The 13,809-nt window shown below is 70.8% G+C and carries 16 protein-coding genes; 6 read left to right on the top strand and 10 right to left on the bottom strand.

Going from position 1 to position 13,809, the window contains the following annotated elements:
• The first annotated feature begins 242 nt into the window (after positions 1–242).
• From AMK21_RS14820 to AMK21_RS14810, 3 genes are all read left to right on the top strand, one after another.
• On the top strand, positions 243–1,466 hold the full coding sequence (locus tag AMK21_RS14820; protein ID WP_073878013.1) for a cytochrome P450: 1,224 nt from the start codon (positions 243–245) through the stop codon (positions 1,464–1,466).
• Positions 1,467–1,471: 5 nt separating this feature from the next.
• Positions 1,472–1,672, top strand: coding sequence for a ferredoxin (locus AMK21_RS14815; protein WP_073879130.1), 201 nt, complete (start codon positions 1,472–1,474; stop codon positions 1,670–1,672).
• A gap of 99 nt (positions 1,673–1,771) precedes the next feature.
• Positions 1,772–2,569, top strand: coding sequence for a hypothetical protein (locus tag AMK21_RS14810; protein WP_073878011.1), 798 nt, complete (start codon positions 1,772–1,774; stop codon positions 2,567–2,569).
• 37 nt (positions 2,570–2,606) lie between these two features.
• On the opposite strand, the gene AMK21_RS33725 is transcribed toward AMK21_RS14810, so the two are convergent.
• Genes AMK21_RS33725 through AMK21_RS14780 form a run of 5 tightly spaced genes read right to left on the bottom strand, consistent with a single transcriptional unit; the run spans position 2,607 to position 5,017 of the window.
• Positions 2,607–3,575, bottom strand: a complete 969-nt coding sequence (locus tag AMK21_RS33725) for a hypothetical protein (protein ID WP_079181163.1) — start codon at positions 3,573–3,575, stop codon at positions 2,607–2,609.
• Positions 3,572–3,985: a DsrE family protein gene (locus tag AMK21_RS14795; protein WP_073878009.1), complete on the bottom strand. Its 414-nt coding sequence runs from the start codon at positions 3,983–3,985 to the stop codon at positions 3,572–3,574. Before AMK21_RS14795 ends, AMK21_RS33725 begins: the two co-directional genes overlap by 4 nt.
• Positions 3,985–4,398 carry a hypothetical protein gene (locus AMK21_RS14790; protein ID WP_143194866.1) on the bottom strand — a complete coding sequence of 138 codons (414 nt, stop codon included), beginning with the start codon at positions 4,396–4,398 and terminating at the stop codon, positions 3,985–3,987. The genes AMK21_RS14795 and AMK21_RS14790 overlap by 1 nt, the downstream gene beginning before the upstream one ends.
• Entirely contained in the window at positions 4,398–4,766 is a 369-nt protein-coding gene (locus AMK21_RS14785; protein WP_073878007.1) for a DsrE family protein, read from the bottom strand. Before AMK21_RS14785 ends, AMK21_RS14790 begins: the two co-directional genes overlap by 1 nt.
• Positions 4,766–5,017, bottom strand: a complete 252-nt coding sequence (locus AMK21_RS14780) for an acyl carrier protein (RefSeq protein WP_234421945.1) — start codon at positions 5,015–5,017, stop codon at positions 4,766–4,768. The genes AMK21_RS14785 and AMK21_RS14780 overlap by 1 nt, the downstream gene beginning before the upstream one ends.
• Before the next feature lie 276 nt (positions 5,018–5,293).
• On the opposite strand from AMK21_RS14780, the gene AMK21_RS14775 reads away from it, so the two are divergent.
• From AMK21_RS14775 to AMK21_RS14765, 3 genes are all read left to right on the top strand, one after another.
• Positions 5,294–6,451 carry a beta-ketoacyl synthase N-terminal-like domain-containing protein gene (locus AMK21_RS14775; RefSeq protein ID WP_073878003.1) on the top strand — a complete coding sequence of 386 codons (1,158 nt, stop codon included), beginning with the start codon at positions 5,294–5,296 and terminating at the stop codon, positions 6,449–6,451.
• Positions 6,448–7,395: a beta-ketoacyl synthase N-terminal-like domain-containing protein gene (locus AMK21_RS14770; RefSeq protein ID WP_073878001.1), complete on the top strand. Its 948-nt coding sequence runs from the start codon at positions 6,448–6,450 to the stop codon at positions 7,393–7,395. The genes AMK21_RS14775 and AMK21_RS14770 overlap by 4 nt, the downstream gene beginning before the upstream one ends.
• 84 nt (positions 7,396–7,479) lie before the next feature.
• Positions 7,480–8,442, top strand: a complete 963-nt coding sequence (locus AMK21_RS14765; protein ID WP_073877999.1) for a hypothetical protein — start codon at positions 7,480–7,482, stop codon at positions 8,440–8,442.
• A gap of 81 nt (positions 8,443–8,523) precedes the next feature.
• Here the strand turns inward: AMK21_RS14765 and AMK21_RS14760 are convergent, their stop codons facing one another.
• The 5 genes from AMK21_RS14760 to AMK21_RS14740 all read right to left on the bottom strand — a co-directional run.
• Positions 8,524–9,288: a thioesterase II family protein gene (locus AMK21_RS14760; RefSeq protein ID WP_073877997.1), complete on the bottom strand. Its 765-nt coding sequence runs from the start codon at positions 9,286–9,288 to the stop codon at positions 8,524–8,526.
• Positions 9,289–9,313: 25 nt separating this feature from the next.
• Positions 9,314–9,532 (bottom strand): MbtH family protein, encoded by a 219-nt coding sequence (locus tag AMK21_RS14755; protein ID WP_073877995.1) that lies wholly within the window; start codon positions 9,530–9,532, stop codon positions 9,314–9,316.
• 290 nt (positions 9,533–9,822) lie between these two features.
• A complete protein-coding gene (locus tag AMK21_RS14750; RefSeq protein ID WP_073877993.1) occupies positions 9,823–11,982 on the bottom strand; it encodes an MMPL family transporter in 2,160 nt (719 codons plus the stop codon).
• Positions 11,983–12,169: 187 nt separating this feature from the next.
• Positions 12,170–12,373 (bottom strand): acyl-CoA carboxylase subunit epsilon, encoded by a 204-nt coding sequence (locus tag AMK21_RS14745; protein ID WP_073877991.1) that lies wholly within the window; start codon positions 12,371–12,373, stop codon positions 12,170–12,172.
• On the bottom strand, positions 12,370–13,809 hold a 1,440-nt coding region (locus AMK21_RS14740), incomplete at its 5' end, for an acyl-CoA carboxylase subunit beta (protein ID WP_073877989.1). The genes AMK21_RS14745 and AMK21_RS14740, both read right to left, overlap by 4 nt.

Here is a 13,809-nt window from a genome sequence, read left to right as displayed (position 1 = left end):
CGATGTGCCGGTTCCGCTGACAGCGGTCGACCGGCGTGCGGTTTAACGAATACAGGCTGGGACCAGCCGAGTCGCACACTGCTGCAATTTCCGGAAACGGATCTTTTCCCCGGCAGACGGAATTCGGATTTACCGGGCAGGGTCGCGTTGCAGCAAGTGGCAAGGGCTCCGGCGGGCGGGAATCGCGTCCGTAGCATCACCACGAGCAGGCTCATGACCATCACAGAGACAGGGAATTGCCCATGACCGACGCCATGGTGAAGCCGGCGACCTGCCCCGTCGCCCCCCGCGGGTGGCCCAACCCGCTCCTGACCGAGTACGAGCAGGTGCCGGAGGGACGTCCGCTGACCCAGGTGACGATGCCGTCGGGCAGCAAGGCGTGGCTGGTCTCGCAGCACGACCACATCCAGCGGCTGCTGGCGGACGACCGGTTCAGTGTGGAGCCGCACCCCACGTTCCCGATCAGGTTCCCCGCGCCGCAGGAACTGCTGGACATGATCGCCCGGGACTCCAAGAACCTGCTGGTGACCATGGACCCGCCGCGGCACACCCGGGTCCGTCAGATGGCCCTGCCGGACTTCACGATCAAGGCCGTCGAGAAGCTCCGCCCCCGGATGCAGCAACTCATCGACCACTACCTGGACGCGATGGAGGCCGACGGCGGCCCCACCGACCTGGTCCAGGCGCTGGCCCTGCCGCTCCCGGCCCAGGTGATCTGCGAGCTCGCCGGCATACCCGAGGCCGAGCGTGAGGTGTTCACCCGCAACGCCGCCGTCATGGTCGGCACCCGTCACTCGTACACCATGGACGAGAAGATGGCCGCCAACGACGAGCTGATGAAGTACTTCGCGACGCTCGTCACCGAGAAGCAGCAGAACCCCGCCGACGACATGCTCGGCAACTTCATCACCCGCGCGGGCCGCACGGACGAGTTCGACCACCACGGTCTGACGCTGATGACGAAGATGCTGCTGCTCGCGGGCTACGAGTTCATCGTGAACCGCATCGCGCTCGGCACCCAGACGCTCCTGGACCACCCCGAGCAGCTCAAGGCCCTCCAGGCGAACCCGGCCGACCTCATGCCGAAGACCGTCAACGAGGTGCTGCGCTACTTCAGCCTGGTCGACGAGATCATCGCCCGCGTCGCGCTGGCCGACGTGGAGATCGACGGTGTGACCATCAAGGAGGGCGAGGGCATCCTCGTGCTCAAGGGCCTCGGCGACCGCGACCCTGCCAAGTACGCGGACCCCGACTCCTTCGACATCCACCGCGACGCGCGGGACCACCTCGCGTTCGGCTACGGCGTCCACCAGTGCCTCGGCCAGCACGTCGCGCGTCTGATGATGGAGCTCTGCTTCACCTCGCTGTTCGCGCGCTTCCCCGCCCTGCACGTGGTGGAGTCCGACGAGCCGATCGAGCTCATCGACGGGCTGCCGCCGGTGCACAAGCTCGTTGTGAATTGGTGACCGCCATGAAGGTGCACGTCGACCGCGACCGCTGCATCGGCGCCGGACTGTGCGTCATGAGCGCGCCGACCATCTTCGACCAGCAGGAGGACGACGGGCTGGTGGTCCTCCTGGACGACAGCCCCTCGGAGGCCGACGCCGTGCACACGCGCAAGATCGTCGAGCACATCTGTCCGTCGAAGGCCATCCGGATCACCGAGGGCTGAGCCGCCCCGGACCGGCAAGTGGGCCCGCCGCCGCGCACGCGGCGACGGGCCCGCCGTTCTTCCCGTCACCTTCCCGCGCAGCGCAGAGAGGCAGCACACATGACCCGACTCGACGGATGGAAGGTCCTCAACGCGGGCCGGGGTTCCGACCTCGTGCTCGCCGTCGACTTCGCCACCACGGGCCGCTCCGACTCCAGCTTCTCCGACCTCGTGCCGCTCCTCGACCCTCGACTCACCGTCTGGGAGACCCGTCAGCCCGACACGGGCGCCGGGATGTCCGCGGCGGACTACGTGGAGCTGTGGGCCCGCGAGGCCGAGTCCTCCGGCCGGACGGTCCGGGCGGTGCTCGGCTACTGCGCGGGCGCCGTCTTCGCCGGTGAGCTGGCCGCCCGGCTGGCGGACCGGCCCGGACAGGACCCCCGGCTCGTGGTGTTCGACCCGGAGACGCCGGACCCCGCAGGGCTGGACCGGGACTTCGCCGCCATGATGGACCAGTTCGCCTCCGTACTGTCCGCGGATGAGGTGGCCGCCGCCCGGCAGGCCGCGACGGCCGCACGGGCCGGAGCCCCGGACTTCGCGGCCTTCGGCGACGCGCTCGTGGCGATCTTCCGGGAGCAGGCCGGCGCCGCGTTCCGCCGCGAGGGGCTCGACGAGGACCTGCTGGGGGAGTTCGCCGCGGTCTTCCGGTCCTTCGTGTCCTACCTGGACGCGGCACGGCAGATCGACCCGACCGGGGCCTGGCGGACCGCCGTCGCGGTGAACAGCCGGCAGCACACCGAGGGCGCCCTGCTCGCCGCCCGCTCCGTGGACCTCCCCGTGGACCACGTCGACCTGCTGCGCAGCCGTCTCACGGCGGACGCCGTGGGCGAGGCCGTCGGGAGCCTCGCCTCCCCGTGACCGAACGGCGGGCCGCCCGGGTCGTACGGGTTCCGGCTCAGCGCACCGCGGTGACCGTCCGGTCGACCTGCGTGCGCGGCCTGCTCGAACCGATCAGCGCGCCGACCGTCATGACGCACCGGTCCCCGTCCCAGGTCTCCCCGGACACGAAGACGTTGTCGGCCATCAGCCGGTCGATCCGGGCCACATGGCGCAGCACGGCCCCCGGCCGCACCTCGCCGGCGAACCGGCAGCCGCGGAAGGCCGCCGCCACCGGCACGCCCTCGGCTGTGCCGGTCGACAGCCACAGGAGCACGGAGGACTGCCCGAAGGACTCCAGCATCAGGGCCCGGGGGTACATGTACCGCGACAGCGGCAGCCCGTCGGCCATCGACGCGTAGCACGGCTCGGAGCCGGAGACCGCCTTGGCCGTGGTGATCTGCCGGCCCGCCTCGAAGGACTCCACCCGGTCCACCAGGAGCATGGGGTGGCGCACCGGCAGCAAGTCCAGGATCCCCGTGTAGTCGGGTCCGCCCGGCGCTCCCGGCGCGGGCGCCCCGGTCCCGGCGGGGAGCAGCGGACCGCCCGCGCGCCCGGCGTCCCCGGCGCCGAGGACCACCTTCGCGGCCAGGACCCGGACGCCGTCCTGCCGCACCCCGTCGGCGGTGACCCGCCAGCGGTCGCCGCCGAGCCGCTCGGCCGTCACGTCCAGCCGGATCTCGTCGCCGCCCTGCATGGGCGCCAGCCAGCGGCCGGAGACGACCTCCAGCAGGTTGAGCGGCTCATCGGCCTCCAGCACGGTGGTGAGCGCCTGGCGCAGCCCTTCGAGCACGAACACCGCCGGCATCAGGGTGAGTCCGGGGAAGTGCCCGGACATGTAGGGGTCGCGGGGGTTCACCGTCTTGAACGCCCGGAACCGCAGGCCGGAGGGGGACGGGCACACCTCCAGCCGGTCGACCGCGCGCAGCGGTGTGGCGAAGGCGCGCGGCCGGTCGTCCTGGCCCGGCGGCACGCGTTCGCCGATCATACGAACCACACCTGGTCGTACGCGGGCCACCGGGCCGCCAGCTCCGAGGCGCCGACCGGGGTGACGCCCGCCACCAGCCGGTCCGGGGTGAACCCCAGGGAGGCCAGGGCGTCCTCCTCGACGAAGACCTCGAAACCCGCGGCGACCAGGTCGCGCACGGAGCCGCGGTAGTCCGGCAGCGTGTCCACCAGAGTGGAGCCGAGCTGCACGGAGGGGACGTAGACGTCCTCCTCGACGGCCATCGTCACCGTCGCGCCGCGCAGCGCCAGGTCGACCTTGGCGAACTGGCCGTGCAGGTCGAGCAGCCCGTACAGCGGGTGGAAGAACTGGACCTCGACGGCGCCCCGGTAGGCGCGGTCGATGACGCAGAGGACCCGCTCGCGGGGGTCCGCCTGTGGAGTGGCGGTCATCAGGCTCCCCCGAGGTAGAGCGTCTGCCGGGCGCCGGCCATGGTCCCGGCCAGCCGGAGCGGCGACCGGTGGCGCACCTGCGGGATGTGGTGGGTCGCGCCGCGCTCCTCGGTGCACGCGGTGCACGCGATCCACGCGAAGCGGCCTCCGCCGTCCTTCGACAGCTGCCGGACGATCGCGGAGGACGAGGGGTAGTGCCCCTCGGGGTCACGGGTGTTCGGCAGCTTGGTGTCGCCGAACGTGTCCTGGGTGAGCATGTTGGCGTACCCGCACGCCCAGACCCGCACCGAGCCTCCCCGTTCGAGGACCGCGTGCGAGAGCCGCAGTGCGGAGGTCACCACGTCGCCGGAGTGCGGGGCCGCGGTGAGGATGATCAGCAGGTCCCACATCCGGCGCTTCATCGGCGTTCCCATCAGTGCCACACCCCCCGGCAGTCGTCCTCGGCCAGCGCCGCGGCGACGGTCTCCATGCCGGCGAGCCGCACGTGCGGCGACAGCGTTCCGCCGACGGCCCGCTGCGCGGCGGAGAAGTCGTCCACGAGGACCTCCACCCCGGCTTCGGCGAGCCGCTCGATCTCGCGCGCCGCCGCACCGGCGGCGCTGAGCACACCGTCCTCGACGAGGTAGACCCGCACCCGGTGACCCGCCCCGGCGAGCGCCTCGGCGTCCCGGAGGAAGGCCCCCGCGCCCGGACCGGACCAGTTGCCCTTGCTCTCGATCAGGAAGTATGAGAGGGCGGCGGGGCTCCCGGCCCCGGCCGGACGGGCGGGCGGTGCGGCCATCAGCCGCCCAGCTTTCTGCTGAGCAGGGCGCAGATGTCGGGAAACGTACGGAGCTGGACGAGCTCCTCCTCCGGGATCCTGACCTCGTAGCGCTGTTCCAGCGTGACCGCGAGCTCCAGCGCCACCACCGAGTCGACCCCGAGTTCCTCGATGAAGAGGGCGTCGTCGGTCAGCGCCGAGGGCTCGACATCCAGGGTGTCCGCCACCAGCTCCCGGAGCTCCGACGTATTCAGCGTACTTTCGACACTCACCGGATTCCCTTTCATGGGATATTCACTTCTGTTCGCATGTTCCGCATTCCGTGTTTACCGGACGGTAAAGCAACGGCGGGAACGCGCCGATGCTATTGCAGGCCCGCGGCGGCCGTGGATACGGCTCCACGATTACTGCAGGTACTTGCAGGGGCGGCGAGCCGAGGTCTTCGGCGAAGGCACTCTGGTCGGTATCCCGTCAATTGTTCGGCACAGATGACGACACCGTACGAGGGCACGGGACAAGGACACGGCACGAAGGAGCGAGGTGCGCCGGTGACGGTCGTGGTCACGGGGTTGGGAGCGGTGACCTGTTTCGGCGCCGGTGTCGACGCGCTGTGGGACGGTCTGCTGCGCGCGGACAGGCTTCCGGTGCCCGCGCCGGACGCTTGCGGTCTGCCCGAGCACCCCCGTCTGTACGCCGCGCCGGACGTGGAGGACCTGCGGGCGGGGGCCGCGGGTCAGCCCCCCGGGCGGACCAGCGCGCTGCTCCTCACGGCGGTCGCGGAGGCCGTCGCCGAGGCGGGCCTGAGCCGTACGGACCTGTTCGACGCCGGTCTGACCGTGGGCACCTCGCTCGGGGACATCGACGCGGCGGAGACCGCCGGACCGGAGGGGCGCCGACTCGCCGTCCACGGGGTGGCGGCGGTGGTCGCCGACCGGTTCGGGATCGGCGGTTGCAGCCACACCCTGTCCACCGCCTGCTCCGCCGGGACGTACGCGGTGAGCTGGGCGGCCGAGCTGATCGAGTCCGGCGAGGCCGACGTCATCGTCGCCTGCGGCGGCGACGCCTTCTCGCGGGTCGCCGTGGGGACGCTGCACCGGTTCGGTCTGCTGGACCCGCGGCACTGCCGCCCCTTCGACGCCGACCGGGCGGGCATGGTCACCGGTGAGGGCGCCGCCGCCGTGGTGCTGGAGTCGGCCGCGTCTGCCCGCCGTCGGGGCGCGACCCCGCTGGCCGTGCTCGCGGGACACGGCTGGAGCTGTGACGCCCACCATCCGATGGCCCCGGAGCCTTCCGGCGAGCAACTGCGGCGGGCGGCGGACGAGGCCCTCGGCGGCGCTTCGAAAGCACCGGGAGCGGTGGTGCTCCACCGGGCCGGGGTGGTCCTCAACGACACCGTGGAGAGCGCCGCCGTCAGCGACGCGGTGGCCGCCGCCGGAGGCGATGCGGCCCGGACGGCCGGTTACGCGCCGAAGGCGGTGATGGGCCACACCGCGGGCGCCGCCGGCGTCTTCGGCTGCGTCATCGCGGCGCGGATCCTGCGCCACGGACTGGTCCCGCCGAACGCCCATGTCGTCACCCTCGATTCCACCGGCCCGATGGTGATCCCCCACCGTGCGCCCCTGCCGCTGTCCCGGCCCTCCGTGCTGGTCAGCGGGACCGGCTTCGGTGGCAACAACGCGGTGCTCGCCTGGGAGGCCACCGAATGAACATCCAGATCACCGGAGCCGGCGCCGTCGCACAGGAGCCGGGGGACGTTCGTGACGCGCCGTGGTTCGATCCGGCGGAGCACCTCGGCCGGCGCGGCTGGAAGTACCTCGCGCCGCCCACCCGCTACCTGCTGGCCGCCGGGCACCGGGCGCTCGGCCGACGGCACGACGATCCGCCCCTGACCGGCGGGGAGAGCAGACGGCTCGGCGTGGTCACGGGGACGCAGTACGCGATCGCGCACACGCACCGACGGATGGACGACATCCTGCGTACCGAGGGCGTCCGGGGCATCAGCCCGGCCGAGGTGCCGGGCTTCTCGATGAGCACGCCGGGCAGCCAGCTGGCCATCGCCTCCGGCGCGCGCGCCTTCTCGGTCACGCTGACCAACCCCGTCACCGCGGGCCTCGAAGCCGTGCACTTCGCGGTGACCGCCCTGCGTACCGGCCGTGCGGACCGGGTGGTGGCCGCCGCGACCGACCGGGCGCCCACCGGGGACGCGCGCCACGGCCAGCACGACGCCGCCGCCGCGGTCGTGCTGTCGGCGCCGGACCCGGCGGGCCGGACCCGGGCGCTCGCCGGGATCTCCGGCGGCGTCTCCCGGTTCGTCCCCCGGGACGGTGGCGGGGCCCGGGACCCGGGCGCCCTGGCCGTGACCGGTCGGCGGATCGCCGCCCTGACCGGGAACGCGCACGGCGTACGGCTCGTCGTCAGCGCCCCGAGAGAGGCCCTGCCTCTGGCCGTCGCGGTCCGCGACGCCGTCGCCGCGGCCGGAGGGCCGGTGCGCGGTCCGGAGCCGGCGGTCACCGAGTCACGGCACTGCGCGGTGTCGGGAATGCTGGAGCTGATCGCACTGGCCGAAGCGGGAGAACCCGCGCTCCTGATATCTGTATCCGAATCCGGACATATTACCGCCATAGCACTTCACAACCCGACGCGGCCGTAATTCCACAGAACTGCGGAAATTCGCACAGCGCGATAAGACGGACATAACTTTGACCGCCACGGGCGGCTCGGATATTGTGCAGACATGACAGTAACGGTGGCCCAGCCGACCTCACGACTGCTCAGGATTCGCAGAATCGCCGGACTCGGCACCGCCGCCGCGGTCATGCCGTACATGCTCATCAAAATCGCCTGGATGTTCGGTCTCTTCCTGCCCTCCGAGGAAATGGGGGAGGCGGACTGGCGCGCCATCAACGCGACCACGGCGGTGCTCGCCGCGGTGGGCGTCCTGCTGGCGCTGGCGTTCGTGCGCCCCTGGGGCGAGCGCGTCCCCGCCTGGCTGATCGTCCTGCCGGTGTGGGTGGGCACGGGCCTGCTCGTGCCGATGCTGGTGCTGGCTCCGGTGCTCGGCCCGGCCGCCATGTCCCGCGACGAACAGGCCGAGGCGTCCACCGATCTGTGGGTCTACGAACAGATCTTCGTCATGATCTCGCTGGTCGGGGTCGGTATCGGCCTGCCGCTCGCACTGGCCGGCTACGCGCGGGCGCGGTGGCCGGAGGCGCTGAGCGGTCCGACCGACTGCGGGGACGCCGTGGGTGGCACCCGGGCCCTGCAGAGGACCGTGGCACGGCTGATGGCCGCAGGATGCTGCGTACTCGGCGTCGTCAAGCTGTTCTGGGCCGTCGGCGGCACCCTCGGCCTCGACCAGGGCCGCCTGGTCCACCGCGACATGTGGTGGCACCTGCTGTCGGCGAGCACCGGAGTGTGGGCCTTCGCCGGAGCGTGGGGGCTGCTGGTCCTGACGAGCGGCCGGGGATCCAAGCGGTTCCTGCCGCCCATGGCCGCGTCCTGGATCTCCTCGGGGATGCTCTTCTCGTACGGCCTCTACAGCCTCCTGACCGGCCTGGGCACGAAGCGGCCCTCCCCCGAGAGCGAGATCGCACACCTGTTGGCGGGCCAGGCCGGCATGGTGCTGGGCGTGACCATGGGCATGGTCATCCTGCTGGTGCTCCACGACCGCAGGCGCGCTCTGGGCGAGGGGACCTGAGCCGCACTGCCCACGGGAAAGCGGGAGGGCCGCACCGGCGACTCCGGTGCGGCCCTCCCGTCCGTGTGCGGCCCTGCGCGCCTAACGTCCCGGAACCGGGGCGGAGGTGGCGCACCACTGCGGAATCCGGGACCACACGTCCGGCTCGTAGAAGTGCCCGCCCGGCAGCTCGAACGCCTCGAAGCCGCCGTCGGCCAGGGACTTCCAGTCCCGCTCCACCTCGCTGAACGGCTCGCTGTCCCCGGCCCCGTACAGCAGCCGCAGCGGCACGGAGGCACGGGTGCCCGCCACGAACCGGTAGGACTCCGACACCATGAGGTCCGCGCGGAGCAACTCCACCGCCAGGTCCCGCAGTTCCGGTTCGTTGGCCACCACCGCGCTCATCTGCCCGAACTCCCGCATCCAGGCGACGAGGGCCTCGTCACCGTCCGTCGAGCGGGGCACGTCGCTGCGGTGCTGACGCCGGTGGGGTGCCACTCCGCCGGAGACGACGAGCGCCGATGGCGGTGCCACGCCGAGACGTTCGAGCTCCGCGGCGGTCTCGAACGCCATCCAGGAGCCCATGCTGTGGCCGAACAGCGTGTACGGCCGGTCCGCGATCCCGCGCACCGCCCGCACCACGTCGTCCCGCAAGCTCACCCAGTCGCGGGCGAAGGGCGTGCCGTAGCGTGCCTCCCTGCCCGGATAGCAGACGAGCGCCAACTCCAGGTCGTCCGGTGCCTCCTGGGCCCAGCCCCGGAAGGGCGCGGTGCCGCCGCCGCAGTAGCTCAGACACACCAGCACCCGGTCGGCCCCGGGGCGTGGCCGGGGGCGGTGGATCGAGGAGACGGGCGAAAGCCTCTGCATGGCTCGTCCCTTCCCGCCCGCCCGCCTACTCTGCGGCCGCCATCTGGCGCACCAGGCTCAGGGGGCGCATGTCCGTCCAGTGCTCCTCGACGTAGTCCAGGCAGGACTGCCGGGTGTTCTGACCGTGCCGCACCGTCCAGCCCGCGGGGATCTCGGCGAACGCGGGCCACAGCGAGTGCTGGCCCTCCTCGTTGACCAGTACGTAGTAGCTGGCCTCGTTGTCCTCGAAGGGGTTTGTACTCATCGCTGCCTCTCATACGTGTTCGAAACATCGGTACGGAGTTCCGCGACCGCAACGCAGGGACCGCAATGCAGGGTCCGAAACTTCCGCTCGTGCATCGCGCTTCGTGCCTCACCGGCACCACGGTGGAATTCCTGGTGACCGAGGAAGCCGTATGAAGAAAAATTCTACAGAGACCAAGAACGCTTATCCGTACCCTTTCAGGAAGTTGCACGGAACGTATTCCGCGGGGCAAAAAGGACGCCGCCGCCCGCCCCGGGCCGGGGCGGGCGGCGGCGCCGGTGTGCCAGGGGCTACGAGGTGCGGGTGGTCACGAGGGGGTCGGCCTCCTCCGCGCGAGCCGGCCCGGTGGCGTCGTCGGCCGGCGCGTCGTGGCGGTTGCCCGGCCACCAGGCGGACCGTCCCACCAGCGTGGTGATCGCCGGCACCAGGAGGATCGCCATCACGAAGGCACTCAGCATGATGCCGAACGCCACGGCGAAGCCCATCTGCTTCAGCATGTCGTTGTCGGCCAGCATCAGGACCCCGAAGGTGCCGGCGAGGATGACCGCGGCCGCGCCGATGGTGGGGGCGGACTGCACGACGGCCAGTCGGACGGCTTCCTCGGGCCTCCTCCCGTTCTGGATCTCCTCGCGCAGCCGGGCGACCATCAGGATGTTGTAGTCCGTGCCGATGGCCACCACGAAGAGGTAGACGATCACGGGCAGCATGAACAGCAGCCCGCCCGAACCGTCCTGGAACAGCCAGACCGTGGCGCCGAGCGTGCCGCCGAAGCCGAGGCCCACCGAGATCATCAGGTACAGCGGGGCGATGAGGCTGCGGAGCATCAGACCGAGGATCAGCATGATCGCCACGGCGGCCACCGGGAACACCAGCTTGTAGTCGCGGTTGACGGCGGTCCGGACGTCCGCGAGCACCGCCGTGCTGCCGCCGACGTACTGCTCGGTGCCCTCAGGCGCCGCTTCGTGCACCGTGTCGCGCAGCTCGCCGCCGACCAGGCTCAGGGCCTCGTCACCGGTCGGTCGGAATTTGAGCACGACGCTGTACTGGGCCACGTCGCCCTTCGGGTTGACCTGGGCCGGGGACACCTTGTCGACACCCTCGACGCCCGACAGCTCGGTGCCGAAGGCGGCGAGCCGGTCCTGGTCCAGTGGCGAGCCGTCGGTGGACTTCACGTACACGAAGGTCGGGTCGGACTGCCCGGCGGAGAAGCCCTGCTGGAGCTGTTCCATCGCCTGGACGGACTCCAGGTCGCCCGGCAGCGAGCTCTCGGTGTCGTACTCCGCCTTGAAGCCGAGCACGCCCAGTGCCATGACCACCAGCAGTCCACCGGACACGGCGGCGATGAGCGCGGGCTTGCGGGCGGCGAAGTCGCCGACGCGTCCCGTGATCCGGTTGTCGGGCTTCGTGCGCCACGCCTTCGACGGCCAGAACGCCTTGATGCCCAGCAGGGAGAAGACCGCAGGCACGAGCGTGAGGGCGGCGACCAGGGTGACGGCGACGGCGAGGGCCAGCGACAGGCCCATGCTGCTGAGCATGCCCATCGAGGACAGCAGCAGGGAGAGGAACGCGGCGATGACGACGCCCGCGGCGGAGGCGATGGTCTCGCCGACCCGGCCCGCCGCGGTCGCCAGCGCCTCCTTGGGCTGCTGCCCCTCCCTCAGGTGCTCGCGGTAGCGGAACAGGAGGAAGAGGGTGTAGTCGGTGCCGACACCGAAGAGCACCACGATGAGAATGGCGGAGATGGAGGCGGGTGCTTCCAGACCTGCGAGTTCGCTGGCGGTCGCGATCACCCCCATGGTCACCATGAACACGACTGCGATGATGAGGACCGGCATCAGGGCGATGACGGGGCTGCGGAAGATGATCAGCAGCAGGACGATGATGAGCACCAGGGTGGCCATCATGACCATCGCGTCGGTACTGTCTGACGCCTCCTGCGAGTCCAGCACCATGGGGGAGGCTCCGGTGAAGCCCAGCTTCAGCCCGCTGTCGGGCAGCAGTTCGGACGCCTCGGTCCTCAGCTTCCCGATGGACGCGACCAGCGTCTCGTCGTGGGCCGTCTTCGTGGAGGCGAACACGTGGATGAGACTGATCTTCCCGTCCGGTGAGACCGAGCTCGGATCCGCGACCACTTCCGTGATCTTCGCGAACTTCTTCTCCTGCAGACCGGCCGCGACCTCGCCGACCGCCTTCTTGTCGGCGTCGGTCAGCTCGCCGCCGTCGGTCCGTTGGAACACGCCGATGGCCGACGGCTGACGACTCTGCGGGAAGGCGTCCTGCTGGACCTGCACGGCGCGTACCGACTCGTAGTCCGACGGGAGGAACTCCGCTTGATCGTTGGTCGGCTTCAGCTGGGGCGCCAGCGCGATCAGGGCTGCGGTCGCCACCAGCCAGAGAACGATGACCAACCATGGGCGGTTCACCGAGAACCGTCCGATTCCACGGAACATGCGCTTTCCTCCACGACTTCACCTGCGGCCGGGCGGCCGCGGGGAACCTGCACTCGGACCGCCACGGTCCGCAAGGTGGTACGGATCTTCAAGTGGCGGTGCACATACCTGCAACCGCCAACCGGTTGTGCGGATCGCAGCGCGGAGCGACCTGCCGACCCGCCGTTTCAGGAACGCTGAGCACCGCTCAGCGCCCGGCCCGCCAGGAGACCTGGGGCGAGGCCGGGGACTCCGCGCGACGCCAGGGAGCGCGCGTGGGCACGCCAGCCCCGGCCGTGTCCGGGACGGGCAGCGCGGTGAGCACCACGACGACCGCCGCCAGTTCCTCGGGAGTGGGAAGACCGCGAACCACGCGCACCAGGGATCCGTCCTGCTCGGCCGCGGTGCTCATGTGGGCTGGTTGCCGTGCTTGCGGGAGGGCAGGTCGGCGTGCTTGGTGCGGAGCATGGCGAGCGAGGCGATGAGTACCTCGCGGGTCTCGGCGGGGTCGATGACGTCGTCGACCAGACCGCGCTCGGCCGCGTAGTAGGGGTGCATCAGCTCGGCCTTGTACTCCTTGACCATGCGGGCGCGCATGGCCTCGGGGTCCTCGGCGTCCGCGATCTGGCGGCGGAAGATGACGTTGGCGGCACCCTCGGCGCCCATCACCGCGATCTCGTTGGTGGGCCAGGCGTAGGTGAGGTCGGCCCCGATGGACTGGCTGTCCATGACGATGTACGCGCCTCCGTAGGCCTTCCGCAGGATCAGCGAGATCCGGGGCACGGTGGCGTTGCAGTAGGCGTACAGCAGCTTGGCGCCGTGCCGGATGATCCCACCGTGCTCCTGGTCCACGCCGGGCAGGAAGCCGGGGACGTCCAGAAGAGTGATGATCGGGATGTTGAACGCGTCGCACATCTGGACGAACCGGGCGGCCTTCTCGGACGCCTCGATGTCCAGCACCCCGGCCAGCGCCTGCGGCTGGTTGGCGACGATGCCGACGACCTGACCGTCCAGACGGGCCAGCGCACAGATGATGTTACGGGCCCAGCGCTCATGGATCTCCAGGTAGTCGCCGTCGTCGACGAGCTCCTCGATCACCTGGTGCATGTCGTAGGGGCGGTTGCCGTCGGCCGGCACCAGGTCCAGCAGCACCTCGCCACGCCGGTCGGCCGGGTCGTCGCTCTCGACGGTCGGCGGGTTCTCGCGGTTGTTGGAGGGCAGCATCCCGATGAGGTAGCGGACCTCGGCGATGCAGGTCTCCTCGTCGTCGTACGCGAAGTGCGCGACACCGGAGGTCTCGGCATGCACGTCCGCGCCACCGAGGCCGTTCTGGGTGATCTCCTCACCGGTGACCGCCTTCACGACGTCCGGTCCGGTGATGAACATCTGCGAGGTCTCACGGACCATGAAGACGAAGTCGGTGAGCGCCGGACTGTAGGCCGCGCCGCCCGCGCACGGGCCGAGCATCACACTGATCTGCGGGATGACACCCGAGGCGCGCGTGTTGCGCTGGAAGATACCGCCGTACCCGGCGAGCGCCGAGACGCCCTCCTGGATACGGGCTCCCGCACCGTCGTTCAACGACACCAGGGGAGCACCGGCCGAGATGGCCATGTCCATGATCTTATGGATCTTCGTCGCGTGGGCCTCGCCCAACGCCCCGCCGAAGATCCGGAAATCATGCGCGTAGACGAAGACCGTCCGGCCCTCGACCGTGCCCCAGCCGGTGATGACACCATCGGTGTACGGCCTCTTCGCCTCCAGACCGAACACGGTCGCCCGGTGCCGGCGCAACTGCTCGACCTCCTTGCACGACCCCGCATCCAGCAGCAGCCCGATGCGCTCACG

The organism is Streptomyces sp. CB00316 (assembly GCF_001905595.1).
Lineage (GTDB): Bacteria > Actinomycetota > Actinomycetes > Streptomycetales > Streptomycetaceae > Streptomyces.
This window is presented reverse-complemented; position numbering and strand designations above follow the sequence as displayed.

Bases quoted from the DNA above. Each gene is read 5' to 3' on its own strand.
- AMK21_RS33725 (WP_079181163.1), bottom strand. From the start codon at position 3,575: ATGATCGGCGAACGCGTGCCGCCGGGCCAGGACGACCGGCCGCGCGCC.
- AMK21_RS14810 (WP_073878011.1), top strand. From the start codon at position 1,772: ATGACCCGACTCGACGGATGGAAGGTCCTCAACGCGGGCCGGGGTTCC.
- AMK21_RS14790 (WP_143194866.1), bottom strand. From the start codon at position 4,398: ATGGGAACGCCGATGAAGCGCCGGATGTGGGACCTGCTGATCATCCTC.
- AMK21_RS14815 (WP_073879130.1), top strand. From the start codon at position 1,472: ATGAAGGTGCACGTCGACCGCGACCGCTGCATCGGCGCCGGACTGTGC.
- AMK21_RS14765 (WP_073877999.1), top strand. From the start codon at position 7,480: ATGACAGTAACGGTGGCCCAGCCGACCTCACGACTGCTCAGGATTCGC.
- AMK21_RS14795 (WP_073878009.1), bottom strand. From the start codon at position 3,985: ATGACCGCCACTCCACAGGCGGACCCCCGCGAGCGGGTCCTCTGCGTC.
- AMK21_RS14745 (WP_073877991.1), bottom strand. From the start codon at position 12,373: ATGAGCACCGCGGCCGAGCAGGACGGATCCCTGGTGCGCGTGGTTCGC.
- AMK21_RS14760 (WP_073877997.1), bottom strand. From the start codon at position 9,288: ATGCAGAGGCTTTCGCCCGTCTCCTCGATCCACCGCCCCCGGCCACGC.
- AMK21_RS14750 (WP_073877993.1), bottom strand. From the start codon at position 11,982: ATGTTCCGTGGAATCGGACGGTTCTCGGTGAACCGCCCATGGTTGGTC.
- AMK21_RS14770 (WP_073878001.1), top strand. From the start codon at position 6,448: ATGAACATCCAGATCACCGGAGCCGGCGCCGTCGCACAGGAGCCGGGG.
- AMK21_RS14755 (WP_073877995.1), bottom strand. From the start codon at position 9,532: ATGAGTACAAACCCCTTCGAGGACAACGAGGCCAGCTACTACGTACTG.
- AMK21_RS14820 (WP_073878013.1), top strand. From the start codon at position 243: ATGACCGACGCCATGGTGAAGCCGGCGACCTGCCCCGTCGCCCCCCGC.
- AMK21_RS14785 (WP_073878007.1), bottom strand. From the start codon at position 4,766: ATGGCCGCACCGCCCGCCCGTCCGGCCGGGGCCGGGAGCCCCGCCGCC.